Here is a 23,995-nt window from a genome sequence, read left to right on the forward strand (position 1 = left end):
GGGTGGTCACGGCTATTATTGCTGTTATTATATGACGCTAATTTTAAGGTGCTGCTATGGTTTGTTGCCCAAGCATTTGAAGTTTGGGTTATTTAACTTATGGCTGATGCGTATTTGCACAATACAAACGGTTAAATCCATTAAAAGGTAAGTCAATTATAAACTTAAGCAAACCTGTCATGCTGGAATTTATACAATTACTAAAACAGCGTTACCAGTCAGTATTAAGCCAACAGCGCGATGAGTCAAATAAATCAAGCTATCAGCAACGCATAGATGACCTGATCCTGACGGAAGCCTTTCTCCGTAAAGGGCAAATGCTTAAAAATTCAGCCGATTATCCCTTGCAGATAGCCGTCATCGGGCCAACCCAGGCGGGTAAAAGCTCGTTGGTAAATGCCTTGCTGAACAGCAGCGTCGCCAGTGTTAGCCCATTGGCCGGCTATACCATGCACCCGCAAGGCTTTTGCAACGGTGTGGCGATGTCGGCGTGTGGCGGCTTGCAGTGGTATTTTGGCCGTTTTCAGCAAATGCAGCAAAGCCAGTTACCCAAAGACCGACTGGATTGCTATTCATTGACCGAAAATACCACCGATTCCCCTTTTTTGCCTGATAGCGTGTTATGGGATACGCCCGATTTCGATTCCATCGACTCGGCGAATTACCGGGAAGGGGTTATTCGAACGGTAGCCTTGGCCGATATGGTGATCCTGGTGGTCAGCAAAGAAAAATACGCCGACCAATCCGTCTGGGACATCATGGCGGATATTGAAGCTTTGCAGCAGCCGACCCTCATTTGCCTCAACAAGCTGAGCGAAGGCTCTGAGACTTTATTAATCAATTCCTTAAAAGATAAATGGCAACAGACTAGGAAAGACGGATTTCCTGAAGCCGTCCCCTTGTATTATCAAAAACAGAGCGGCAAGCCACAATGGCCGGATAACCAACAACTGCAACGGTTGGCAAGGCAAATCAACCGCAAGACGCAGCCCCGATTGGAGCAGGAATTGCTGCAAAAATATTGGCAATCCTGGCTAGAACCCGTACTGGCTGAACATTCCTCACTCAGGGATTGGCACGGCTTGGTCGATCAAGTTATCCAGCAAGGCTTGGACAGTTACCGGCGCGATTACCTGGATCATCCCCATCATTACGAAACCTTTCAGCATGCCTTGGCAGAGCTGTTGAATTTGCTGGAGATTCCGGGTGTGGCTGGGATTTTGGCCAATACCCGGCGAATGTTGACCTGGCCCATACGAAAAATGATGAGCATCGGCAAAAAGCGCCTTCATATTGCCGATAGCAGCCAGGAAATTACCTTGCTCAACCAGATCGCCGAACACGTCTTGATCCAGATGGCGGACAAGCTGCTGAACCAAGCTGAGCAAAATCGCCAAAGCCAATGGTGGAAGGAGTTCAGCCGCTTACTTCGCACCCAACGGGCCAATATCCTGCAAGACTTTGGTGATGCTGCCCAGCAATATCACTTGGCATTCCAGGAAGAAGTCGAAAATACTGCCAGTCAACTGTTCAATAAATTACAGGAACAACCTACCTTGCTGAATAGCTTGCGCGCAACGCGCGTGACTGCCGATGCCGCCGTTATCGCCCTGGCCTTACATACGGGCGGCATTGGGGTGCACGATTTGATTATTGCTCCCGCCATGTTGACGGTCACCTCCTTGTTGGCAGAAAGTGCGCTGGGCACTTACATGAGTCGAGTGGAAAAGGAGCTTAAGCAACGCCAACTGGCCGCCGTTAAACAGGCGTTATTTACCGATAGCATGAAACTTAAGCTGCTGGAATTGTCCAGCCAATTATCCTCGGTCACTTATTTCAACATTTCTCCTGAGCAGCTACAGCAAGCTGAATCACAACTCACAGACTTACGTCATGGCTTACGATTACTCTGATCTCATAGAACTTACAAGGCGTTGGGCTGAACAAGCGGTATTGGCCGGGTGGATAAACGCGGAGACGGCGCAAACCTTATGTGATTTTGATGCCAGGACACCCGAAGCCTTGTTCAACCCTAACGGCTCAAGGCCGCTCATCGTCGCGTTCATGGGTGGTACGGGTGTGGGCAAAAGCTCCTTACTGAACCGTCTGGCCGGCAAGGCGATTGCCAAAGCGGGGATCGAAAGGCCGACTTCACGGGAAGTCACCTTATTCCATCATCAAGGCATTGCGATCCAGCATTTGCCGGAAAATTTACCTATCGAGAAAATCAGGATTGCCCAGCACGACGACGAGACCAAAAAAAATATCGTCTGGATCGATATGCCCGATTTTGACAGCACCGAGCAAAGCAACAAAGTCTTGGTGTTTGAGTGGCTGCCGCACATCGACGTGCTGATTTATGTGGTCAGCCCAGAACGCTACCGGGATGAAAAAGCTTGGCGGCTATTGATGTCGGAAGGCAATCGCCATGCCTGGTTATTCGTGCTAAACCAATGGGATAGGGGGCAGCAAGCGCAATACGAAGATTTCAAGCAGCAGTTAGGGAAAGCAGGATTTGTCGAACCGATCATCTTCAAGACCGTATGCGGTGAATCTTCTTATCCTGATGAGTTTGCCGATTTGCAATCAACTATTTTATCGTTGTCAAACAAGCATGTGGTTGCAGAATTGGAGCAGCGCGGCATCCAAGTCCGCAAGGACGAGTTAAGGGAAAAGCTCCAAAATACCCTGCAAAAGCTGGGATCATCGGCTGCGTTCAAAAAAGCGGGGGAATTTTGGGAAGCTCAATGGAGAATAACATCAGGCCAATTACATCAAGGCTTTGTTTGGCCGATGCAGAAATTGGCCGCTTATTATGCCGATCATGCGGCGGATTTAATCGGCAATCTCGCGAACGATACCAACCCATCGGCGACTGCCTTATGGGACAACTGGGCGCAAGCCCGCTTTGGCGATGCCCTGGACGAGTTCGTCGTCAACGTCGATGCGCTGGGTTTGCCCATTGCCCCATTGAAAAACCAATTGGCTGCCGTGCGCGTCAAAGCGCCCAAGATCGTGCATGCCCAAAGCGAATTGCACGTCCGTGAAGCTTTGGCGCATCCCGGCAACGCATTGCAACGTGCATTTTTGAAATTCGTCAGGGTTTGCGAAATCATCCTGCCTTTAGCGGCCATTGCTTGGGTGGGCGATGAGATATTCGTCGGTTATTACCAAAGCAACGAAACCCATGACCACTATCTTGGCGTAGATTTTGCGATCCACAGCAGTTTGTTAATCTTGATAAGCTGGCTCATTCCCTGGTATATCTTGAAAAAACTCAAGCCATCGCTGGAGAAAAGCGCCTTACGCGGCTTAACCAAAGGCTTGGACAATGCCATCCACACGATTGATGGTGAAGTCATGTCCGTTGTAGAAAATATCGCCAATCAACATGCCGCGCAATTAAAGGAGATTGTGCAGATCAGCGAGGAATGTTGCACGGGGGATAGCTACAAACCGGAGAAGGCAAGCAGTGATAATCCGCTGACACGGATGTTGATAAATTGAAACTAGGCACTAGGTACAAGGTACAAGGTACAAGGTACAAGGTACAGGGCGAAAAACAGCGTACACTTTTTAGCCTTTAGCCCCACCTCTGCGGCGCATATTCCAGAACAAATTGAATTATCTTGGTAATGCTTGGTCAAACGCATTAGAATACCAACCAAGGGGGCGACATGGCTTCGACGTGGGTAGCGAAACCTTGAGTGCATGCCGAGGACTGTACACCTCGTAAATCCTACAGAAAAAAAGTATTCGCAAACGACGAAAACTACTCAGTGGCTTTAGCAGCTTAAAACCTGCACCACTTCTCTGACTGGCTGTGCTTATGCGGCCAGAGTTTGATGCAACCTTCGGGGTGCAAAGGACGCTCAGGGATCATCTTACATAAGATCGCGCCAGGACTTTGTTCGGAGTCTAAAGCGCTAAACCCAATCGAAATCGCTGGTGGTTTTCTTGGCCCGACGGGTAGCCATCAGCTAAATCAAAGCGCGGGATAAGCATGTAGACCTTGTGGCGGAGTGCTTGCGGACGGGGGTTCAATTCCCCCCGCCTCCACCAAATTAAGCTTTAACAAGATACAATAGAAACCAAAAACCCGCATGTTACAAGCATGGCGGGTTTTTTTATTGTCCAATAAAATGCATTGGGCGTATTGGCATAGCGTCATAATAGACGGTATAAATGCGGTATATCGATAATTTGAAAATCTTATACCGTCATAACGAATGCCAAAGCCACGGGTAAGCCTTTCAAGATGTCAGGCGGAAAAGGCATTCCAACGGTTCAAGATACTTCCCTAGCAAATTCAGGTCAATTAGACCAATCGGATAGGTCTATAGGTATTACGCGTAGCATTCACTTAGGCACATGATCAAAAAGGGTCAGATGGCTTCCTGCGGCGGCGAAGCTTTGTCAGCAGCATGATAGCTTTATTTGTTGGCGGCTTAATGAGGTGACCTGTTTGTATTTTTCTGGCTTGAATTAATTAACGCAACAGAACCTCAATAGACATAGTTTTGATAGTTTAGTCTATAATTTTAGTCTTACTGGTATTAGTGTATAGGAGGGGGTATGGCGTTCGACGAAGGTTGCAGTTGTAGGGTTTGGGCTATTGACGGGTGGGTTGGAGATGCGCAGGCTGATCAAGTTAACGGTGATATTGTGGAGATTGGAACCATGCTATTGCAGGAAGGATTTAACGGCACGCTGAATGAGAAAGTTGCCCAATTCTTGCCAAGTCGGCGTTCTGAAACCCTTGATCTGCCGTGCATTATATACGGAGAATTTGAATATGTGACAGATGTGACACCAACGCACATGTGGTTGGAATATCAAAATTTTATATATGACACGATCCCTGGTTTTCCATTGGTGCGTCTTCCAGCGACCCCGACTAACCGCAGGGGGCCTGGATGTGTGGATGGGTCGTATCCTGCAAATGTAATCGGAAGCGTGAATTATACTTTATCACAGGCTCAATTGGACATCATAACTGGAGCGGTATGGGTACCTTATGCTGCTGGCAAACCTGGTGAGCATAGGTACATGCCATAGCTTGGATTGTGTCGTATATTTTATAAAAGCTTGTGAGCGGCTTTTTGCGGGCAAAATTATCCTGGCAGCGATAATTTTTATAAGCCGGAGCGTTGCCTACTGAGATAGGCAGTTCGATGCCGTCGAACATTGCCAGTGCGGGATGAAGGCCTCAACACCCGAGTAATTGGCTTGGCTTTTGCCCATAACGATCTTATGGAGGAAACCGTTCAATAGACATCAGCTCATCTGTAGCATGAGCAAGAAAATCGATTGCCATGACAATGCTGCATTCAAAACTGGGCTATCTCAGCCCGAACGCTTTTGAAGCTAAAAAACTCGCTTGGCAAGGTGTCCGTGAAATCTTGGCAAGGTCAGCAAGTAAGTATTTTGAATGTCGGGCATCATTGTTCATGACAGCGTTCGATATCGTATTCTTAAATTCTACCTGAGGAATTATTATGGCGCGTAGTCTGCTATTTCGAAAACTTGTTTTTGCCCTTCAAGCAGCCAGAAGGGAAAACTTGGCGGCACAAAATTTACCTCCGCCATTACCGGAAAGCGCAACTGATTGGACACGGCGAAAATTCATCAAGACAACGGCGGCGGTTGGGGCGGCGGGCTTAGCGGGGGGATGCGGCATCACTTTCCCTTCCGATGCAGGTGCGGTACCGCCCGCTCCCAGCATTGCCATTATAGGTGCGGGTATTGCGGGGCTGAATGCGGCGTACCAACTCAAAAAGGCAGGATATTTCGCTACCGTTTATGAAGCCCGGTCACGGATAGGGGGGCGTATGCTGTCCGCAGATATGGGCAATGGCCTTATTGTCGATTTAGGGGCGGAACTCATCAATACCGACCACGCCGATATGCTTGAATTGGTGAAAGAGCTCGATATTGAACTGTTTAACCGGGCTGAAGACGTGAAAGGTTTGCCTTTCCCTAAGGAAGCTTATTACTTTGATGGCGAGAGCGTCAGTGAATCAGAATTGGCCGATGATTTACGTCAAATCGCTGCCCAAATGTCTGCAGACGCAACCCTGCTCGATCAAGACTGGGATACCTACGCCCCTCAGTTTGATCGTCTTTCTGTGACAGATTACTTGATGTTACATGCGGATAAGATCAACAAGCCCTATATTTTCAAGTTGTTTAGGGATGTGGTGCATACAGAATTTGGGGTTGAACCTCATAAATCATCATCGATACAATTAATTCTAGTCCTGCCTGTCATTAAGGGGCAATCCGTTGAACTGTTGAGTTATAGTGACGAAGTTTACTCCGTTGTCGGCGGCAGTGCCCAAATCACGGATGCGTTGGGCAAGAAGTTGACGGGACAGATCCAGTTGGGCATGGAGCTTACGGAAATCACAAAAAACAAGTCAAGGTTTAGGCTCGTTTTCGCTAATCAGCCGCCTATTGAGGCGGACATCGTGATCGTCGCTATCCCTTTCCCCGTCTTGAATAGAATTTTGTTGGACGTAAAGTTGCCAACGCTACTGCGCCGATTTATCAACGAAGCCAAGCTGGGTTCAAATGAAAAAGTTATTGGTGGCTTCAATAACCGTTTTTGGCGACAACTACAAGGATTTACCAGTGCCGCATGGAGTGATTTGGGCTTTTCTGAAGTATGGGACGCCACGCAGCGGCAGTCGTCGCGCCTTGACGGTGCGCTTAATTTTTTCTTGGGCGGCGACCAGGCTAGGCAGTTGGCAGACACGCCTAATATCACCGCGCTCGGTAAGCAATTTGTGTCCAGGCTAAATCATTTTATCCCAGGCGCTTCAGATGCCGCGACAGGTCGATTCGTTCACACGGGATGGACGAAGAGCCCTTTGACGACAGGTGGTTATGCCAATTTTAAACCGGGGCAGTTAACCCAGTTCGGAAGTTTACTGTGGGTTGAATCCGATATGCCTAATGAACGTCAACAAGTCCACGTTGGTAATTTGTTATTTGCTGGCGAGCACTTAAGCGACGCTTTTTATGGCTTTATGAACGGAGGAGCCCAAACCGGGCGTTTGGCTGCGAATTTGGTATTAGAAAAAGTAGCAGTAACAACCGTTGGTCATCGTTCTTAGTGTCAATTTCTAGGGAATTGTAAATATCATGACGATGGAACAGTCCCTTTCATCCGGTTAGTTTGTAGTATTAGAAAGAATAACGGAAATTGACCATGCAAGAACCCGATAAATCCTATTTCCCAAAAGATTTTATCGAGACGGTAGAAGGGCTGTGCTTTGCCGTTGTTAAGCAGGGGAAGGAACACAGCAACGGAGAGGATAAAGTATTATGCTTCCTGCGTTACGTTTGGCAGGTTAGCTATGGCCATTGGCAAAAAGTTGCCACTGAGCAAGCAAACGCTTATTTAAAAGCCGATTACCCAGGCTATTTGTATTATTCAATGGCATTGGATGCCCAACTCCACGCGGTGACGGCGGAAAAAATCGTCCAACACCATAAACCAAGGCAACGCTTACAGCAGGTTCTGTCTGAACAGTCCCGAGATGCGGTCGAGCAGGATTTGGCCGATGTGTGCCGACTATTCCAACAAAATGGCCTGGACTTAGCGCAAGTGGGCGTAACCGGGTCGTTATTGATAGGCGTTCAGCAGCAAAGCTCAGACATTGACCTCGTGTTTTATGATCGTGGACAATTTCACAAGGCTCAGGCAATCACCGCCGATCTCATCGGCAAACAGCAATTGGATAACCTGGGCGAGAAGGATTGGCAAGAAGCCTATCGCCGTCGTTCCTGTACGTTAACCTTGGAAGAATACATTTGGCACGAACGTCGAAAATTCAATAAGGGGCTAATTAATGGGCGAAAATTCGACCTGAATTTTGTTGATGAACAGAGCCGGCCTGAGCAAGCCACATTTCAGAAATGCGGCGAGATTACCATTCAGGGCAAAATAATCGAAGATTTTTACGGGTTCGATTACCCCGCTATTTACACAATCGACCATGAAACCATCCCTATGGTTGTTTGCTTTATTGCGACTTATACAGGACAGGCCGTCGTGGGTGAAACAGTTGAAGTTTCCGGCTTATTGGAGCAAGCGGAAAATGGCATTAAGCGAATCGTCGTTGGATCCAGCCGGGAAGCCCCTGGGGAATATATCAAGGTGATTACATGCCCAAATTGACCGATTTTGCCGCTTTTATCTTTGACCTGGACGGTTTGGTGTTAGACACTGAGCCGACTTATTTTGCGGCATGGCAAAAAACTGTTGAGACGATGGGTTTTCAGCTTGAGCCGGCGTTATTCAGGACTTTATCGGGGTTCCACTATCAAGGGGTCAAAACCCAGTTACAGGCGTGGTTGGGACAAGAATTTGATTTGCAGGCCTTCGACCAATTGGGCAAGGAAATCTGGCGGCATCATGTTCACGAACAGGGAATCCAGGTCAAACCTGGCGTTATCGCGTTGCTGGATTATGCCCGACAGCAAGGGATTCCTATTTGTTTGGCAACCAATAGCCTTAAGCCTTATGCCCAAGAATGCCTTGCCGTCGCAGGGTTGACGCACCGATTTCCAACGATGGTGACGGGCAGCGATGTAGAAAGGGCTAAGCCAGCACCGGATATTTTCCTGAAGGCGGCCGAAAAGATGCAGGTTGATATTCGTCACTGCGTGATATTTGAAGACTCGCCTACGGGCGTCGCCGCCGCCGTAGCAACGGATGCCTATACCGTATACGTACCCTCGATATTTCCAGTTGACGGACAAGCCGTAGAAATGAGCAACTGCGTGTTGGATGACCTGACACAGGTTTTTGAAACCTTACCTCCTCGGGCGCTTAAGGGGATATAATTGCGGCTTAGCATGTAAAACTAAATCCAGCGCTACAGGCTGGATTAAGGCACGAACCCCAGCATTACTGGATACTCGCTGGATTCATCAACACCAACCTATAAGCTGATCCGGATTGTGAAACCTTACCCGCTCGAACACCTATCAGGCTATAATTGCCCACAAGCCAGCGATTTTAAATCTAGTCATTTAATGCTTCCCGTTTCCAAAATTTCCGTTACCGCTCCAGCAAGGCTGCACATGGGTTTTCTCGACCTAAGCGGCTCGCTAGGTCGGCAGTTTGGCAGCATTGGCATTGCCTTGAACGAAATTAACACGTGCTTAACCTTAAGCAAAGCCGATCAACGCCAAATCACCGGGCCTTCCGCCCAACGTGCTGACCGCTGTCTGACCCAGTTATGTCAGGCAATGTCCGTGTCCGACCAAGTCAGCATCCATATTGAATCGGCCATACCGGAACATGTCGGGTTAGGTTCGGGGACACAAATGGCGCTGGCTATCGGTTCGGCATTGGATGCTTATTATGGGCTGGGGTTGAAGGTGCGCGACATTGCATCTGTCATGGACAGGGGCTTACGTTCCGGTATCGGCATCGGCGTATTTGAACACGGCGGGTTAGTTGTTGATGGCGGTCGTGGAGAAAAAACGATCACGCCGCCTGTGCTTGTCCATCTGGAAGTTCCAGCCGATTGGCGATTCATTCTGGTTTTTGATCGAGGGCAAGGTTTGCACGGCGACCAGGAAATCGCCGCCTTCGAAGCCTTGCCGACTTTTCCGCAACAAGAAGCAGAACACTTGTGTTACCAAATCATGATGCAAGCCTTGCCCGCCGTTGCAGAAGGCGATTTGCAACTCTTCGGTCAGGTCATTTCGCATTTGCAAATAGCCGTCGGCAACCACTTCGCGCCCACCCAAGGCGGCATTTACGCCAGCAAGGAAGTGGGCAAGGCGATGGCATGGTTGACGAAGCAAGGCGCGGTGGGTATTGGGCAAACCTCTTGGGGGCCGACGGGCTTTTGCGCGGTTGAAAATTCAGAGATTGCTAGCTCCCTTGTCAATCAAGCTAAAGCCCAATTTTCAGATTGGGTGAATTTGGATTTTATGGCGGTGAGCGCGAATAACCAGAAAGGCACGTCAAGATTGGTGCTAGCAAGCGATTAGTAACCATAACTTTTGCCACCGGAGATTGTTTATCGTGATGATGCAATAGCGCGACGGGGTGAGCAAAAACTTATGTTTAGGGTATGACGTTGCTTGATAATCAATCACGAAGCCAGGCGCATCCAATGCAAGCCATTATCTTGCTTTTCGGTCTAGTTGTTTTGGTGGGTGTTGGGGTTTATCAGACGATCCCGCCCAAGCCTGCTTCGCTGGATACACCTGAATCGGCTTTTTCATCGGTCCGCGCCATGCCTCATGTACGGCAGATTGGATCAAAGCCGCATCCGACGGGTTCGCATGAAAATGCTGAAGTCCGACAATATCTAATAAGCCAGATAAAATTATTGGGCATTACGCCGGAAATACAATCGGCGGTTGTCGTCAATCCTAAGAATAAAAAAGCGGTACAAATCCATAATATAATGGTCAAGCTTCCTGGAAGCAATCCTGGCAAGGCATTGTTGCTGTCAGCCCATTACGATTCCGTGGCTACAGGGCCGGGTGCCGCAGACGATGGTGCATCGGTTGCGGCAATCTTGGAAACGCTGAGAGCCTTAAAATTGCAACCCGCACTACAAAATGACCTGATTTGCCTTTTTACCGATAGTGAAGAAAGCGGGTTGCTAGGGGCGCACGCGTTTGTCGAGTTACATCCCTGGGCAAAGCAAATCGGAATGGCGCTGAATTTTGAATACCGTGGCAACAGCGGTGCGTTTATGATGTTTGAAACCAGTGACGGCAACGGTAAATTGATAGAAGGGCTTGCCGAGTCGGTCGCGTTCGTTATGAGCAATTCCTTAATGTACGAGGTTTACAAGCGCTTGCCAAATGATACCGATTTCAGCGTCTTTAAACACGCGGGCATTCCAGGGATGAATTTTGCCGCAATTGAAGGGCACAAGGCTTACCACACTCCCTTGGATCGCCCGGAATTCTTGAGTCAAAGTACGTTGCAGCATGAAGGGGCTATCATGATGGCCTTAGTCAAGTATTTTGGCAATCAACCATTAGGAGACCTAAAAGCCGAAAATCGGATGTATTTCGATTTTCCCGGCCTAGGCATTATCCATTACCCCATGAGCTGGACAATTCCCTTGTGCAGCTTGCTAGCAAGCCTATTTGCCGCACTGTACGTAATCCACCATAAGGCGAAAACCATCAGGATAATGCAGCCGTTAATTTCGGCATTTTCTTATCTTTTGCTGGTTTTTGGTTTGTATTGGGTTAATGGCGGCCTTTGGGCTGCCATTCGTAGCTTTCATCCCGATTACCAGGCCTTTGCTTATGACGATAACTTTGCGAGTTATTGTTATTTAGGCGGATTTCTTTTTTTAAACAGTGCGATAGTGTGCGGTTTTTATCTTTCTGCAACGAGATGGCTGAAGCCTGCGGAACTCATTCTGGGAGCGGCGGCTATCTGGTTGCTGTTGGCATGCTGTACGCTGAATAACGGTGCAAATTTCTTGTTCACTTGGCCTTTGTTTGCCTTTCTAGCTTCATTCGGCCTGATAAGATTGTCATTTTTCAAAGCGCATCCGGATTTTACCGCCCTGGTCTTGCTGATCGGCAGTGCGCCAGGGTTATTGATATTTACGCCGCTAATCAAGAATTTATTTGTGGGTCTGACTCCCCATTACATGGCCATCGTATTGATTTTTTTAAATTTGTTGTTAGGTTTATTGGTTCCGGTACTGGCTGCAATAACCACAAACAAAAAAGGCTTTATCCCAACATGCACATTATCCTGATAGTTTTAGTTATCTTGATCATTGTGATCGTGACGTTCATCAGAAATTTTAAAAGCTACGTGATCGGCACTTGCCATTCCCTGTATCGTATAAACTCAGTATTTTTAATTTCACAGGGCGATACCCCTAAATCCCGTCATACCAACAATCTATGCCAAAACGAAGTGGCCAGTGTTCGCCTATTAAATTGATAATATTATGATATTTAATGAAAATAATAAAAAAGGATAGTTCCCTATCAACGGCCTCTAGGTATTTACACGTATAGACTTTTCCATTAATTGAAGTTAGATTTTGATTACCTATAACAAAAATATATCTGTATTTACTATTCTGAGGTTCTCAAGTGTTCAAAATATCTATTGTCGAAAGCCAGTCGATAATCAGGGAAGGGTTATCCGCACTGCTAAGTAAACAAGTTGGATTTGATATTATAAGTAGCCACGTTGACTTTATTGGGCTTTTGCGGGAAGCGGATTCCTTGCAGCCAGATGTTGTGTTTATTGGACTGAATACAGTTGGCGTGAATGAAATTAGGGCGATCGAAAAAATAAAAATGCAGTTTGCAAACGTAAAGATACTTATCTTTTCGACCAATTACCACGAAGAATGCATCCGGTGCGCTTTCCGGGCTGGCGTTCATGGTTATCTCCACAAGGACTCAACACCAACTCAACTTTGTAATGCCGTTAAGACCGTCACCAAAGGCCGGTTCTACCTCTCGACGACAATCCTGCCGATAGTGCTTAATTGTTTTGTGCATTGCGTCAATCGCTCCCATTCAGCTGGCAACACAAATCCCACTATCCGTACATGAATAGTTAAATCCTATTTCCAAAAGTTATGCAAGAATAAGACGCTGTTTGGTTAAAAAATCAAATGTATTTTGTATCTGCCTGTTGATAGCAGGCTAAGTAAAGAAATTATCACTTATTAAAAGATCAATCGGGGATTGATGGCATGGTATGGCTTCCGAAAGCCGTATTAAGATAGTTAGTGTGGCTTAAAAATGTTTCTTGTTATTCTTGTTAAGGGCATTTTGCAAAAAGCCATTATCTACAGCTATTCAACATCCATTTATGGGCAAATACATAATCCGACAAATGCCCCTTTCCCATCATTGCCACTGCCACAAATGTTGATTTCAATCGCCAGCGCCCTGCTATTAATGAGTGCCATTCACCTTGTTAATATGATGGATGAATGAGGGTATTATGGCCTCGTTGCAAGGCAAAACGTGTAACCCTATTAATTTGGGTAGCCGGATTGATAGGCTTAAAACGGCCGAGAATTATCTGGTAGAATACGAAACTGGTTAATTGCGCTAAAGCCTATGCTACGTAAAATACTAATCGCCAATCGCGGCGAAATCGCCGTCCGCATTATCCGTGCCTGTGCAGAAATGGGCATACGGTCAGTCGCAATTTATTCGGAAGTGGATCGTTTTGCCTTGCACGTCAAAAAGGCGGATGAATCTTATTGTATCGGCACAGAACCCTTGGCAGGTTATCTCAACGTTTACGCCCTCGTAGATTTGGCGGCGGCGACAGGTTGCGACGCAGTGCATCCGGGCTATGGTTTCTTGTCCGAAAACGCGCAGTTTGCACGGGCATGCAAGGAACGTGGGTTAATCTTTATTGGTCCGGATGCCGACGTTATCCAGCGTATGGGAGACAAGACCGAAGCCAGGAATGCCATGATTAGCGCAGGTATTCCGGTAACGCCGGGTACGGCAAATCTTGCCAACGTTGAAGAAGCACTAACGGCTGCCGAAAAGATTGGTTATCCGATAATGTTGAAAGCCACATCAGGAGGCGGTGGCCGAGGCATAAGGCGTTGCGACAATGCCGATGACTTGCGGCGCAATTATGACCGCGTCATATCTGAAGCCACCAAAGCCTTCGGCAGTGCGGATGTCTTCCTGGAAAAGTGCGTCGTCAATCCGCGCCATATTGAAGTCCAGGTGTTGGCCGACCATCACGGCAACACCATCCACCTGTACGAGCGGGATTGCTCCATCCAAAGGCGAAACCAGAAACTCATCGAAATTGCGCCATCACCGCAATTGGATGAAGCACAACGGCAATATATTGGCGGTTTGGCAGTGCTGGCTGCCAAGGCGGTGGGTTACACCAATGCCGGGACGGTCGAGTTTTTGCTGGACAGCAACGACCGCTTTTATTTCATGGAAATGAACACGCGGGTGCAGGTTGAACACACCATCACCGAGACGATCACGGGCGTGGATATTGTCGAGGAGCAAATCCGTGTCGCCGCTGGCTTGGCCTTGCGCTGCAAACAGGAAGACATCAGCCGGCGCGGCTACGCCATCCAATTCCGCATCAATGCTGAAGACCCGCAGAATGGCTTTCTGCCAAGCTTCGGGCATATTTCCCGGTATTACGCGCCGGGTGGTCCGGGGGTTCGCACCGATACCGCGATTTATACGGGGTATGATATTCCGCCGTATTACGATTCCATGTTGGCGAAATTGATTGTCAGCGCCATCACTTGGGAAGATACCATTAAGCGCGGCGAACGTGCCTTAAGGGATATGGGCTTGTTTGGCATTAAAACGACCATTCCTTATTATCTGGAAATCTTACGGCATCCTGAATTCCGTCTAGGACGTTTTAATACCGGATTTATTGAGCAGAATCCAGCATTGGTCAATTATTCCAATAAGCCTCGTCCTGAAGTATTGGCGAGCGTGATTGCCGCCGTGATGGCGGCGCATACGGGGTTGTAAGGTTCTAGTTGATTCCCGTTCGTGGTGAACCTGTCGAATCGAGAATGAAATCAACTTAACCACTTTTTATGCACCGTCATTCCTGTATCGCCTGCCGGAATGAGGGATAAGTTAAGGCGCTTGGCATGAGTCTTTCGACAAGGTTAACGGAATTAATGTACAAGATATCATCTCAATCCGATCCCTACTCACTTCGGTTAAAATAAGCCCACCTTAAAGAAACCCAATTACGCTATGACTAACCAACAAGTTAAAATCACCGACGTTATTCTCCGCGATGCCCACCAATCCCTGATCGCAACCCGCCTGCGGACGGAAGATATGCTGCCGGGCTGTGCGATGCTCGACGACATCGGCTATTGGTCATTAGAATGCTGGGGCGGGGCGACATTTGATGCGTGTTTGCGGTTTTTGAAGGAAGATCCGTGGGAACGCTTGGGCAAACTCAAGGCCGCCTTGCCCAAGACCCGCTTGCAAATGCTGGTGCGTGGGCAAAACCTGTTAGGTTACCGTCATTACTCGGATGACGTAGTGCGCGCGTTTATCCATAAGGCGGCGGAAAACGGCATGGATGTGTTCCGCATCTTCGATGCCTTGAACGATGTCCGCAATTTGCGGACGGCGATCGAGGCAACCAAAGAAAGCGGCAAGCACGCGCAAGGTACGATCTGCTATACCACCAGCCCCGTCCATGATGTCCATAGTTTTGTTACGTTGGGTAAGGCGCTGGCAAACTTGGGTTGTGATTCCATCGCCATCAAAGACATGGCGGGCTTGCTGATGCCTTATGCCGCCAGTGAATTGGTCAAAGCCTTAAAAGATGCCGTTGATTTGCCTTTGCACTTGCATTCCCACGCGACCTCCGGTTTGGCGGAAATGTGCCAGATGAAGGCGATAGAAGCGGGCTGCCAGCACATTGACACGGCCTTGTCGTCCTGGTCGGGCGGCACTAGCCATCCGCCGACCGAAAGTTTGGTGATCGCGTTAAAAGGTAGCCCTTACGATACTGGCCTGGATTTGGATAAGTTGCAATCGGCGAACCACTATTTTGCCGAGATAAGGAAAAAATATCGCCGTTTTGAAAGCGAATTTACGGGCATCGATACCCAAGTGCATGTGTTTCAGGTGCCGGGCGGCATGATTTCCAACCTGGCAAACCAGCTAAAGGAACGCAATGCTTTGGATCGCATAGGCGAAGTCTATAAGGAAATCCCCGAAGTCCGCAAGGATTTGGGCTATCCACCCCTGGTCACGCCCACGTCGCAAATTGTCGGTACGCAAGCTGTGCTCAACGTGTTGACAGGCAAACGCTATGAAACCATCACCAATGAGGTGAAGCGTTACCTGCAAGGCGGTTATGGCAAAGCGCCCGCGCCCGTGAGTGCGGCCTTGCAGAAAAAAGCCATCGGCGATGAAGACGTGATGGACTGCCGCCCTGCCGATTTATTGAAGCCTGAATTGGATAAGCTACGTCAGGAAATTGGCGAACTGGCGCACAATGACGAAGACGTGTTGAGTTATGCGATGTTCCCCGAAGTCGGGAAGCTATTCCTGGAGCAACGTGCAGCCGGAAACTTAGTGCCGGAGCCATTGGTTATTGAATCAAGGGCGGACGATGCCATAAAAAAAGCACCCACCGAATTCAATGTCGCCCTGCATGGCGAAAGCTATCATGTCAAAGTCACCGGAGCAGGCCCCAAAAACCAGATGCTTAGACATTTTTATTTCATGGTCGATGGCGTACCGGAAGAAATCGTTGTCGAAACCTTGGATGAAATCGTGTTGGAAGGCGGCACCCAAGGCGCAGTAAAAGGCACGATTTCCAGCAAACGGCGCAAACCTACCTCTCCCGGGGACGTGGTCGTCAGTATGCCGTGCAACGTGCTGGAAGTGCTGGTCAAGGTTGGGCAATCCGTGTCGGCAGGGCAGGCAGTCATGATTACCGAAGCCATGAAAATGGAAACCGAGATCACCGCCCCTATTGCCGGTGTAGTGAAAGCCGTTCATGTCGTCAAGGGTGAGCCTGCTAATCCGGATGAAGTGTTGGTGGAGATCGGCGTTTAAGCTAATAACGAGAATAATCTTGATAAATTTTTTAATTTTCTGCGGTGTTTTTGGACTAAGTCTTGTTCTCTCTTTTATGCTTTATATTTTTGCTATGAGCATTGGAGGAACAGTACTAGCTACTATTACGGGCGGATTATTGGTTATGTTGTACCTCTGGATTTTTTTCGATTCGAACGAAAAAGAGAGGCAAGGCGACGGTAGATGGGGTGAAATCGCAATAGTGAAGTTAACTATGTATGTTTTTGTGGTGATATGCGCTTCTTTGCTGTACGAGTTTGCTAAAAAAAACAAAGAATAAAAAATTGAATCATAGGGCAGACTTACGCCGTGCCTCAAACAAAAAGAGCGATATAAGCCTAATCATATTGCGCGGCTAATCCGCCACGGAATGTGACTTACCGCTTGTTAAATAAATGAAAACCAACATACAGACTGCCAATCAAGAGACAATCCAACTAGCCGCGGAATTATTGCATCAAGGCAAACTGGTCGCCATCCCCACCGAAACCGTCTACGGCTTAGGTGCGGATGCTAAAAATCCGGAAGCCGTCAAGCGTATTTTTGCCGCTAAAGGCCGTCCTGCCGATCATCCGTTGATTGTCCATATCCTGGATAAGGCGGCGCTTGAAGAGTGGGCAATTGAAATCCCAGAGATTGCCTGGAAACTGGCGGATCGTTTCTGGCCTGGGCCTTTGACTATCGTGCTAAAGAAACACCCTGATGTGCCGATGGAAGTCACGGGCGGACAAAACACCGTTGCCTTACGCGTCCCTAACCATCCCGTTACTTTAAGCGTATTACGGGCTTTTGGCGGTGGCATCGCCGCACCGTCCGCCAACCGTTATTGCCGGATTAGCCCCACACTAGCCAGCCATGTCGAAGAAGAACTGGGTGATAAGGTCGATATGATTTTGGATGGTGGCGCGTGCCAAGTGGGTTTGGAATCCACGATTGTGGATTTGAGTGGAACGCAACCCAGATTGCTTAGGCCAGGGCAAATTAGCAAATCCGAGATTGAAGAGTTGCTGCAAGTGAAACTGCTATTGCCTGAGAATAATGAGCAAATTCATGCACCGGGGATGATGGAAGTGCATTATGCGCCAGATACAACAACCATACTTTGCACCGTTGAACAAATTGAGAAAATTCAACAAGGCGTTGTTTATCGGCATAAATACAACTTAGGTGTAATGGCTTATGATAGCGAGATTAAAGCTGACACAAATTCCTATGTTGTCAAAATGCCAAAACATGCTAATGACTATGCTCATGTTTTGTATAGCATTTTTCGTGAACTGGATAATCCAAGTGTTGATATAATCTTGGTCGAACAACCACCCCAAACAGAAGAATGGCGAGCAGTGAATGATCGTATAGGAAAAGCGGCAAAACTTTTCTCTGACGTAGCGGAATCAGGCAATATCGACAAGAATATCCTTGATGGGTTGCTTCAATTACTAATTTGGTCTTAGTTTGTGTTTATAAGCTAGAACTTAAATTACTGGAATAAAACATAATTTAACTAAAGGCTACCTCTTGATAAATAAAGTCATCCGCATCGCCACCCGCAAAAGCCCGCTCGCCTTATGGCAAGCAGAACATGTCGCGGCATTACTTGAAAGTACCTTTCCCGGCCTAAAAACCGAACTCGTCAAAATGACCACCCAAGGCGATAAAATCCTGGATGCGCCGCTGGCCAAAATCGGCGGTAAGGGATTGTTCGTCAAGGAATTGGAGATCGGTATGCTGGAAGGGGCGGCGGATATTGCCGTGCATTCCATGAAGGATGTGCCTGTCGAATTCCCGGAAGGGTTGCACTTAGGGGCGATATTAAGCAGGGAAGATCCCACGGATGCCTTTGTTTCCAACCGTTATGCGGCATTAACGGATTTGCCGCCAAACGCCCGAATAGGTACGTCCAGCCTGCGAAGGCAATGCCAGATTAAGGCGTTATATCCCCATGCGGAAATCCTGACCTTGCGGGGCAACGTCAATACGCGCTTGGCTAAACTGGATGCTGGCGATTACGATGCCATTATTTTAGCTTCGGCTGGGTTGAAACGGTTGGGTTTTTCCGAACGGATAGCGCAATGCCTGGATACCCAGGTTAGCTTGCCCGCCATAGGGCAGGGGGCTATTGGCATTGAATGCCGAGTTGACGACAAGGAACTTAATGACATCTTGGCCCAGTTACACGATAACGATACCGGAATTTGTGTCATTGCAGAACGTGCGATGAACGCCCGATTAAGCGGCGGTTGCCAAGTGCCTATCGCGGGTTTTGCTGAAATTCGAGATAACCAGTTATTCATGCGCGGCCTGGTCGGCAGTCCTGATGGCAGGCAAATCTATCGCAGCGAACACAGCGGTAAACTAGTAGACGCTGAAAGCATAGGTAAAACTATCGCGGAGGATTTGTTGTCGCAGGGTGCAGATCAAGTTTTGCAGGCACTTCATCTGTGAGCAATGCCTTGAAAGGGTTGCATGTCCTGGTCACGCGGCCAGCACATCAGGCAGAAAACCTATGTCAACTCATTGAGCAACAGGGCGGTGTAGCCGTCCGTTTTCCAACACTGGAAATTGTTGGAATGGAAAGCCATTCGGGTAATCTGCCCGATAATCTGGCCCTAGCAACCAAATACCTTTCCGAGTTGTCCAATTGCCAATGGCTCATATTTACGAGCGCAAACGCAGTAAATTTTGCGCTTAAAGCGAATGGTGGCAAAATAGCGGAGCTTAAGGCCGCTCAATTAGCGGCAATTGGGCAGGCAACAGCCAAGGCATTAGAATTGGTCGGTTTGAAGGTTGATTTAATACCGGCAACGGGTTGCGATAGTGAAGCTTTACTTGCGATGCCCCAATTGCAGCAGGTCGATGGCCAGGATATTTTGATAGTCCGGGGGCAGGGAGGTCGTGACGAATTGGCAAATGTCCTTCGTAGTCGGGGCGCAAATGTCGGCTACTGGGAAGTCTACCGGCGGGTTATGCCGGATATCGACATTACCGAGGTCATTGGCTTGCTGGAAAAGGTTTTGTTAGACGTAATTATTGTCACCAGTTTTGAAGCATTACGGAATTTGCTTGCTATGCTGGGCGCAAACTATAAAAAAAAGCTGGCAATGCTACCGTTAGTGGTCATTAGCGAAAGGATCGGCAAACTGGCAGCCGAACTAGGATTTACGCAAATCGCCGTGACTGAAAGCCCTAAAGATCAGGCAATTCTTGATACGGTCATTTCATTAAGCGGGCGCGGCAATACACGAGAGCAGGAATAAACGGGGAATAGAGTGGCAGAATTGAGTGAACAACCAGAACAAGTAGCCGTCATCAAACCAAATGACGACAAACCCCAATCGTCCCCTAAATCTAATGGTGGACTTTGGTTTGGCATCACTATGCTGCTTATATTTAGTATAGCGGGTGCGGGGTTTTATTTTTTTACGCAACTGCGCGACAAACAAGAAGGTTTGGGTGGCGAAGTCAAAGGTGAACTCACCCGGCAAGTCAATGATTATCAAGCCCAATTGACCGCTATTCAGTCACAAGTAGCCGCGCTGCAATCCGAAATTGCCGGAAAAGAAGACCATTTTAATAAGACGCTTGCCGATTTTTCTGGCTTGCACACGCAAAAAATGGAAGCGACGCGCAAAGAACTCAGCGACAAAGTCCTGCAAGTGCAGCGGCAACTGGGCAAAACCCGTGGCGATTGGTTGGTTGCGGATGCCGAATATCTGCTCAGTGTTGCCAACGAACGGTTGCATTTGGTGGGCGACATCAACACCACCCGCGTTGCGCTCGAGGCGGCTGACCAAAGGCTACGTGAAAGTGGCGATACCGGCACCATTAAAATACGTGAACAAATTGCCAAAGAATTGTCGCAAATTCAAGATATTAATGTACCCGATTTGGTGGGTTTGTACACATCAATACAAACCTTGGAAAGCGAAGTTGCCAAGTTGGCCTTGGTACTGCCTTATTCAGGAAAACCCCTGACCCCTCCAGGGGAAGCCTCAAACTCCAGTGCAGTCAGCGAAGATTCCAATGATTTGCTCAATGCCGCCATCCAGGAATTGGAGGGCATCGTCACCATCAAGCATTCCGATAAGCCTGTCAAAGAAATACTGACCAAGGAACAGGCCGAATTCATCCGTGAACAGCTTAAAGTCAAATTGGAAATGGTGAAAATGGCTTTGGTCCAGCAAAATGACGCCTTATATCAAGCCGCGTTGGCCGACCTCAAAATCGATGTAGGCCAACATTTTACAGTTAACGATGCGGCCAAGAAGTTTGCCGATGAGATATCGCGCCTACAAACAATCAAACTCCGCAGCCAATTGCCTGACATCAGCCTGTCGTTAAAGATGCTTCGTGATGTGACTAAGCTAAGAATTGAAACAGACAAGGCTTTGGCTACTGATGAGGAACCGGTGACACAAGAAAAACCAGCAGAACCATTAGATTCTAAAGAGCCAACCACAAAACCTTCAGAACCCATAAAACCTGTCGATTCTCGTCCATCAGAAACCGCACCCCCAAAGCAAAAGTGAGCGCATCATGAAAAACGGGCTATTTTTCTTTGGGTCATTGCTGATTACATTGGCTACCGTGTTTTTGGTTAAACACTGGTTGGGGACGTTTGAAAACCCCGGGTATGTTTTAATCGGGATTGGCGGTTGGTCGATGGAAACATCGCTTATCGTGTTCTTAACGAGCCTGATTGTCGGTTTTTTTGTCCTGTATATGTTTTTCAGGTGGCTGGGTTGGTTGCTTCGCTTGCCCTGGCAATTAAAAAACCGTAGCCGAAACATCAAGTTTAATCGCTCACAAGACGCATTAATTGCCGGCTTGGTGGGATCAGCGGAAGGAAAATGGGAGCAAGCTGAAAAAGTCCTGGTTAAACATGCCTCGCATAGCGGTGCGCCATTAATCCATTATTTGACCGCCGCCAAAGCGGCGCAATCGCGCGGCGCCTATGACAAACGGGACGAATACCTGAAGAAAGCGGCATCCCATGCCCCGGGTTCTGACGTGGCCATCGGTTTGACCCAAGCCGAATTGCATTTTTCAGCAAACCAGTTTGAACAAGCCTTAGAGACGCTGACCAAACTGCACTCCATCGACGCAACGCATGCCAGTGTCTTAAAACTCATGCACCAAACTTATCAACGCCTGGGTGATTGGCAAGGTTTGCGCAAGCTATTGCCCACCTTGAACAAAAATAAAGTGTTGATGGAAACCGACATAAAGAAGCTGGAAATTGACGCATTTGGCGGCTTGTTGAAGCAGTCCATCAATCAAGGCAATACCGATGCAATGAGGTTGCTGTGGACCGAAATCCCTCCACATATAAAAAAGACCCCCGGTGTTGCCGCAATTTATTTTGCAGCCATGATTAAGGCTGGTTTGGGGCCCGAAATCGAAAATGAATTGGTTGAGACGCTCACCATCAATTGGGATGAAACGCTGTTGCTGCTATTCGGTAGCTTGCAGTCGAGCGACGTTTTGAAACAGATTGACATTGCCGAATCTTTATTGCCGTATCATAAAAATGATGTCGTTTTGTTGACAATCCTTGGCAAGCTGAGCCTTAAATGTCGGGATTACGAAAAAGCCGAAGATTACCTATCCAAGAGTTTAGCCATTGATCCCACTGTGCAGGCTTATCGTTTGCTGGGAGAGTTGTACACTGCCCAAGGCGAAGAGCACAAAGGAAACATGGCGTACAAGCAAGGCTTGGAGCTTGCGTCAAGCGGAGTTGTCAGTCAGATTGATGCGGCCGTGCTGCATTCTTAAATTTTTTTGAGGGTTTCTTGATTTAGATCAAATTAGCCCTGATATTTTTGGTTATATTTGTACGTTGGAGTATTGCAAGAAAAGGATTCTGAACACATTAGACGTTGTTTTGACCTTTAAGGGACAGATGGCGTTTTAAGGTAATCGACGATGTGCTTTTTATCTTGAAAATCGCATTTTTGTTTACCGATCAGCAAATATAATTGAGGAAATACATGAATTTTAAGTACATTTTGGCAGTCTTGCTGTTGTCCTTGTCCGCATCGGGCGTAGCCATTGCAGCCGGTTCACCAATCCAAGAAGACTACACCACCTTAATAGCACTGGGCGAAAAGATGTTGGCGGCGAGCAAGGCATCCGATGCCACCACGTTTTCGGCTGCCGCTACAGAAGCGTCCGACGTGGCAAAAGATCAAGGTAACAAGGGCAATTCCCCCCGTTTACAACGGATAAGCTCCAAAATTAAACAAGCCAAAAGATCAGTAAAAACGGGGGACTTCCCTCAGTCTACCGCGCTGATTGAAGAGGCGTTAGTGGAAATGAAGAAAACCAATCCGGCACCCCAATGGGGCGGAAATGTTCCTACTGAATAAATAATGGGTATCCGTAGTTGGGGCGGGCCGTTGAATGCTGCTTAACTCTACACCCATTGGCCCCTAGTAAAAAACCCAGACTGAGTCTGGGTTTTTTTTTTATGAAGACCGCCTCTCTTATGTTTTGAATCCAAATCAGGCGGCATCATTAGCCTACGATTGTTTCCGAAAAAAACTGTTTACCCCCCCTCCGTCTCGGGCATTTTTTGCCCCTGTTGATTTGCATATCTCGTTGAGCAAGTTTTGCAAAACGACATTGTCATATCGAGCATAGCACCGACCTTTTAGAATTAAGGCATTGTCGGCATTATTTCTTTTAATCTATACAATAGATTACCGTTATAGCGGGGCTGGTGATTCCGCTTAGTCTCATGCAATCAAAAAACTCTATTTTTTTTGATTTAAATCAAATTGCCTTGCTTTGTTTTGTGATACCGCTAAATTATGGACTATTGCTTAAAAAAAGGGTATTCTAATTGGACCTAAGTTTGTGGTTTGGTCTTAGGAACACAAAGCTTTTAAGGTTTTGGTAACTACGATGGCAGGAATGTTTTGGTTGACTTGAACATTCCGGCGTTTTTTGTATTTGTCGCACGGCAAATAGGTACATGAGGAAATTTAATGAATTTTAAACATATATTGGCGGCTTTGATGCTGTCTTTATTTTCAATGAGTGCGGTTCACGCTGCTGGTCAACCGATCCATGAAGATTTTACAACACTTTTAGGCCTTTCCGATAAAATGTTGGAAGCAGCTAAAGCCAAAGACGTTACCGCTTTCACCACCGCTGCTTCGGAAGCATCTGATGTCGCAAAAGACCAAGGCAATAAAGGAAATTCTCCACGCTTGCAACGTGTCAGTACTGCATTCAAGAAAGCCAAGAAAGCTGCTAAGACAGGTAAATTCGAAGAAGCAACCACTATAATTGATGCTGCTGTACTGGAAATGAAAAAACCCGACGTAAAACCAACCTTTGGTGGTACAACTGAAGGCGGCGGACGTAAAGGTGTGTTTGGCGAGTTTTAAGCCGT

The 23,995-nt window shown here is 47.6% G+C and carries 20 protein-coding genes and 1 other RNA gene; all 21 read left to right on the forward strand.

Annotation, left to right across the window (positions count from 1 at the left end; translation table 11 throughout):
• Positions 1-179 precede the first annotated feature (179 nt).
• Positions 180-1,913, forward strand: a complete 1,734-nt coding sequence (locus MGMO_RS07310; protein ID WP_023494403.1) for a GTPase — start codon at positions 180-182, stop codon at positions 1,911-1,913.
• On the forward strand, positions 1,894-3,507 hold the full coding sequence (locus tag MGMO_RS07315; protein ID WP_023494404.1) for a GTPase: 1,614 nt from the start codon (positions 1,894-1,896) through the stop codon (positions 3,505-3,507). Before MGMO_RS07310 ends, MGMO_RS07315 begins: the two co-directional genes overlap by 20 nt.
• A 161-nt stretch (positions 3,508-3,668) precedes the next feature.
• Positions 3,669-4,062, forward strand: a transfer-messenger RNA (tmRNA) gene (gene ssrA / locus MGMO_RS18955).
• Between the two features lie 513 nt (positions 4,063-4,575).
• Complete coding sequence (locus MGMO_RS07320) at positions 4,576-5,058, forward strand: hypothetical protein (protein ID WP_023494405.1); 483 nt, start codon at positions 4,576-4,578, stop codon at positions 5,056-5,058.
• Between the two features lie 263 nt (positions 5,059-5,321).
• Positions 5,322-5,489, forward strand: a complete 168-nt coding sequence (locus tag MGMO_RS19925) for a hypothetical protein (protein WP_235557244.1) — start codon at positions 5,322-5,324, stop codon at positions 5,487-5,489.
• Between the two features lie 9 nt (positions 5,490-5,498).
• On the forward strand, positions 5,499-7,118 hold the full coding sequence (locus MGMO_RS07325; RefSeq protein WP_023494406.1) for a flavin monoamine oxidase family protein: 1,620 nt from the start codon (positions 5,499-5,501) through the stop codon (positions 7,116-7,118).
• A 95-nt stretch (positions 7,119-7,213) separates the two neighbouring features.
• Positions 7,214-8,185 carry a hypothetical protein gene (locus MGMO_RS07330; protein WP_023494407.1) on the forward strand — a complete coding sequence of 324 codons (972 nt, stop codon included), beginning with the start codon at positions 7,214-7,216 and terminating at the stop codon, positions 8,183-8,185.
• Positions 8,173-8,853, forward strand: coding sequence for an HAD family hydrolase (locus MGMO_RS07335; protein ID WP_023494408.1), 681 nt, complete (start codon positions 8,173-8,175; stop codon positions 8,851-8,853). The genes MGMO_RS07330 and MGMO_RS07335 overlap by 13 nt, the downstream gene beginning before the upstream one ends.
• Before the next feature lie 117 nt (positions 8,854-8,970).
• The gene (locus MGMO_RS07340; RefSeq protein ID WP_321163113.1) at positions 8,971-10,014 is read left to right on the forward strand and encodes a beta-ribofuranosylaminobenzene 5'-phosphate synthase family protein; all 1,044 of its coding nucleotides are present in this window, start codon (positions 8,971-8,973) and stop codon (positions 10,012-10,014) included.
• A 125-nt stretch (positions 10,015-10,139) separates the two neighbouring features.
• Positions 10,140-11,762 (forward strand): M20/M25/M40 family metallo-hydrolase, encoded by a 1,623-nt coding sequence (locus MGMO_RS07345; protein WP_023494410.1) that lies wholly within the window; start codon positions 10,140-10,142, stop codon positions 11,760-11,762.
• A 346-nt stretch (positions 11,763-12,108) separates the two neighbouring features.
• Positions 12,109-12,579 (forward strand): response regulator, encoded by a 471-nt coding sequence (locus MGMO_RS18960; RefSeq protein ID WP_023494412.1) that lies wholly within the window; start codon positions 12,109-12,111, stop codon positions 12,577-12,579.
• Between the two features lie 192 nt (positions 12,580-12,771).
• Positions 12,772-12,969: a hypothetical protein gene (locus tag MGMO_RS07355; RefSeq protein WP_036307243.1), complete on the forward strand. Its 198-nt coding sequence runs from the start codon at positions 12,772-12,774 to the stop codon at positions 12,967-12,969.
• Positions 12,970-13,095: 126 nt separating this feature from the next.
• Positions 13,096-14,511 carry an acetyl-CoA carboxylase biotin carboxylase subunit gene (locus tag MGMO_RS07360; RefSeq protein WP_023494414.1) on the forward strand — a complete coding sequence of 472 codons (1,416 nt, stop codon included), beginning with the start codon at positions 13,096-13,098 and terminating at the stop codon, positions 14,509-14,511.
• A gap of 234 nt (positions 14,512-14,745) precedes the next feature.
• Positions 14,746-16,575 carry a sodium-extruding oxaloacetate decarboxylase subunit alpha gene (gene oadA / locus MGMO_RS07365; RefSeq protein ID WP_023494415.1) on the forward strand — a complete coding sequence of 610 codons (1,830 nt, stop codon included), beginning with the start codon at positions 14,746-14,748 and terminating at the stop codon, positions 16,573-16,575.
• A gap of 416 nt (positions 16,576-16,991) precedes the next feature.
• Positions 16,992-18,050 (forward strand): L-threonylcarbamoyladenylate synthase, encoded by a 1,059-nt coding sequence (locus MGMO_RS07375; protein ID WP_023494417.1) that lies wholly within the window; start codon positions 16,992-16,994, stop codon positions 18,048-18,050.
• 64 nt (positions 18,051-18,114) lie between these two features.
• Positions 18,115-19,041: a hydroxymethylbilane synthase gene (hemC, locus tag MGMO_RS07380; protein WP_023494418.1), complete on the forward strand. Its 927-nt coding sequence runs from the start codon at positions 18,115-18,117 to the stop codon at positions 19,039-19,041.
• The gene (locus tag MGMO_RS07385; protein ID WP_023494419.1) at positions 19,038-19,853 is read left to right on the forward strand and encodes a uroporphyrinogen-III synthase; all 816 of its coding nucleotides are present in this window, start codon (positions 19,038-19,040) and stop codon (positions 19,851-19,853) included. The genes hemC and MGMO_RS07385 overlap by 4 nt, the downstream gene beginning before the upstream one ends.
• Before the next feature lie 12 nt (positions 19,854-19,865).
• Positions 19,866-21,125 carry a uroporphyrinogen-III C-methyltransferase gene (locus tag MGMO_RS07390; protein WP_023494420.1) on the forward strand — a complete coding sequence of 420 codons (1,260 nt, stop codon included), beginning with the start codon at positions 19,866-19,868 and terminating at the stop codon, positions 21,123-21,125.
• 7 nt (positions 21,126-21,132) lie between these two features.
• Complete coding sequence (locus MGMO_RS07395; RefSeq protein WP_023494421.1) at positions 21,133-22,371, forward strand: heme biosynthesis protein HemY; 1,239 nt, start codon at positions 21,133-21,135, stop codon at positions 22,369-22,371.
• 215 nt (positions 22,372-22,586) lie between these two features.
• Entirely contained in the window at positions 22,587-22,964 is a 378-nt protein-coding gene (locus MGMO_RS07400; RefSeq protein WP_023494422.1) for a hypothetical protein, read from the forward strand.
• Positions 22,965-23,585: 621 nt separating this feature from the next.
• Positions 23,586-23,990, forward strand: coding sequence for a hypothetical protein (locus tag MGMO_RS07405; RefSeq protein ID WP_023494423.1), 405 nt, complete (start codon positions 23,586-23,588; stop codon positions 23,988-23,990).
• Positions 23,991-23,995: the final 5 nt, after the last annotated feature.

It is taken from the genome of Methyloglobulus morosus KoM1, assembly GCF_000496735.2.
In the GTDB taxonomy this organism is placed as follows: domain Bacteria; phylum Pseudomonadota; class Gammaproteobacteria; order Methylococcales; family Methylomonadaceae; genus Methyloglobulus; species Methyloglobulus morosus.

What these genes read in the sequence shown, in the direction of transcription:
- MGMO_RS07405 (WP_023494423.1), top strand. Translation starts at nt 23,586, where the DNA reads ATGAATTTTAAACATATATTGGCGGCTTTGATGCTGTCTTTATTTTCA.
- MGMO_RS07335 (WP_023494408.1), top strand. Translation starts at nt 8,173, where the DNA reads ATGCCCAAATTGACCGATTTTGCCGCTTTTATCTTTGACCTGGACGGT.
- MGMO_RS07320 (WP_023494405.1), top strand. Translation starts at nt 4,576, where the DNA reads ATGGCGTTCGACGAAGGTTGCAGTTGTAGGGTTTGGGCTATTGACGGG.
- MGMO_RS19925 (WP_235557244.1), top strand. Translation starts at nt 5,322, where the DNA reads ATGCTGCATTCAAAACTGGGCTATCTCAGCCCGAACGCTTTTGAAGCT.
- MGMO_RS07315 (WP_023494404.1), top strand. Translation starts at nt 1,894, where the DNA reads ATGGCTTACGATTACTCTGATCTCATAGAACTTACAAGGCGTTGGGCT.
- MGMO_RS07325 (WP_023494406.1), top strand. Translation starts at nt 5,499, where the DNA reads ATGGCGCGTAGTCTGCTATTTCGAAAACTTGTTTTTGCCCTTCAAGCA.
- MGMO_RS07355 (WP_036307243.1), top strand. Translation starts at nt 12,772, where the DNA reads ATGTTTCTTGTTATTCTTGTTAAGGGCATTTTGCAAAAAGCCATTATC.
- MGMO_RS07400 (WP_023494422.1), top strand. Translation starts at nt 22,587, where the DNA reads ATGAATTTTAAGTACATTTTGGCAGTCTTGCTGTTGTCCTTGTCCGCA.
- MGMO_RS07375 (WP_023494417.1), top strand. Translation starts at nt 16,992, where the DNA reads ATGAAAACCAACATACAGACTGCCAATCAAGAGACAATCCAACTAGCC.
- MGMO_RS07330 (WP_023494407.1), top strand. Translation starts at nt 7,214, where the DNA reads ATGCAAGAACCCGATAAATCCTATTTCCCAAAAGATTTTATCGAGACG.
- MGMO_RS07395 (WP_023494421.1), top strand. Translation starts at nt 21,133, where the DNA reads ATGAAAAACGGGCTATTTTTCTTTGGGTCATTGCTGATTACATTGGCT.
- MGMO_RS07360 (WP_023494414.1), top strand. Translation starts at nt 13,096, where the DNA reads ATGCTACGTAAAATACTAATCGCCAATCGCGGCGAAATCGCCGTCCGC.
- MGMO_RS07345 (WP_023494410.1), top strand. Translation starts at nt 10,140, where the DNA reads ATGCAAGCCATTATCTTGCTTTTCGGTCTAGTTGTTTTGGTGGGTGTT.
- MGMO_RS07310 (WP_023494403.1), top strand. Translation starts at nt 180, where the DNA reads ATGCTGGAATTTATACAATTACTAAAACAGCGTTACCAGTCAGTATTA.
- oadA (WP_023494415.1), top strand. Translation starts at nt 14,746, where the DNA reads ATGACTAACCAACAAGTTAAAATCACCGACGTTATTCTCCGCGATGCC.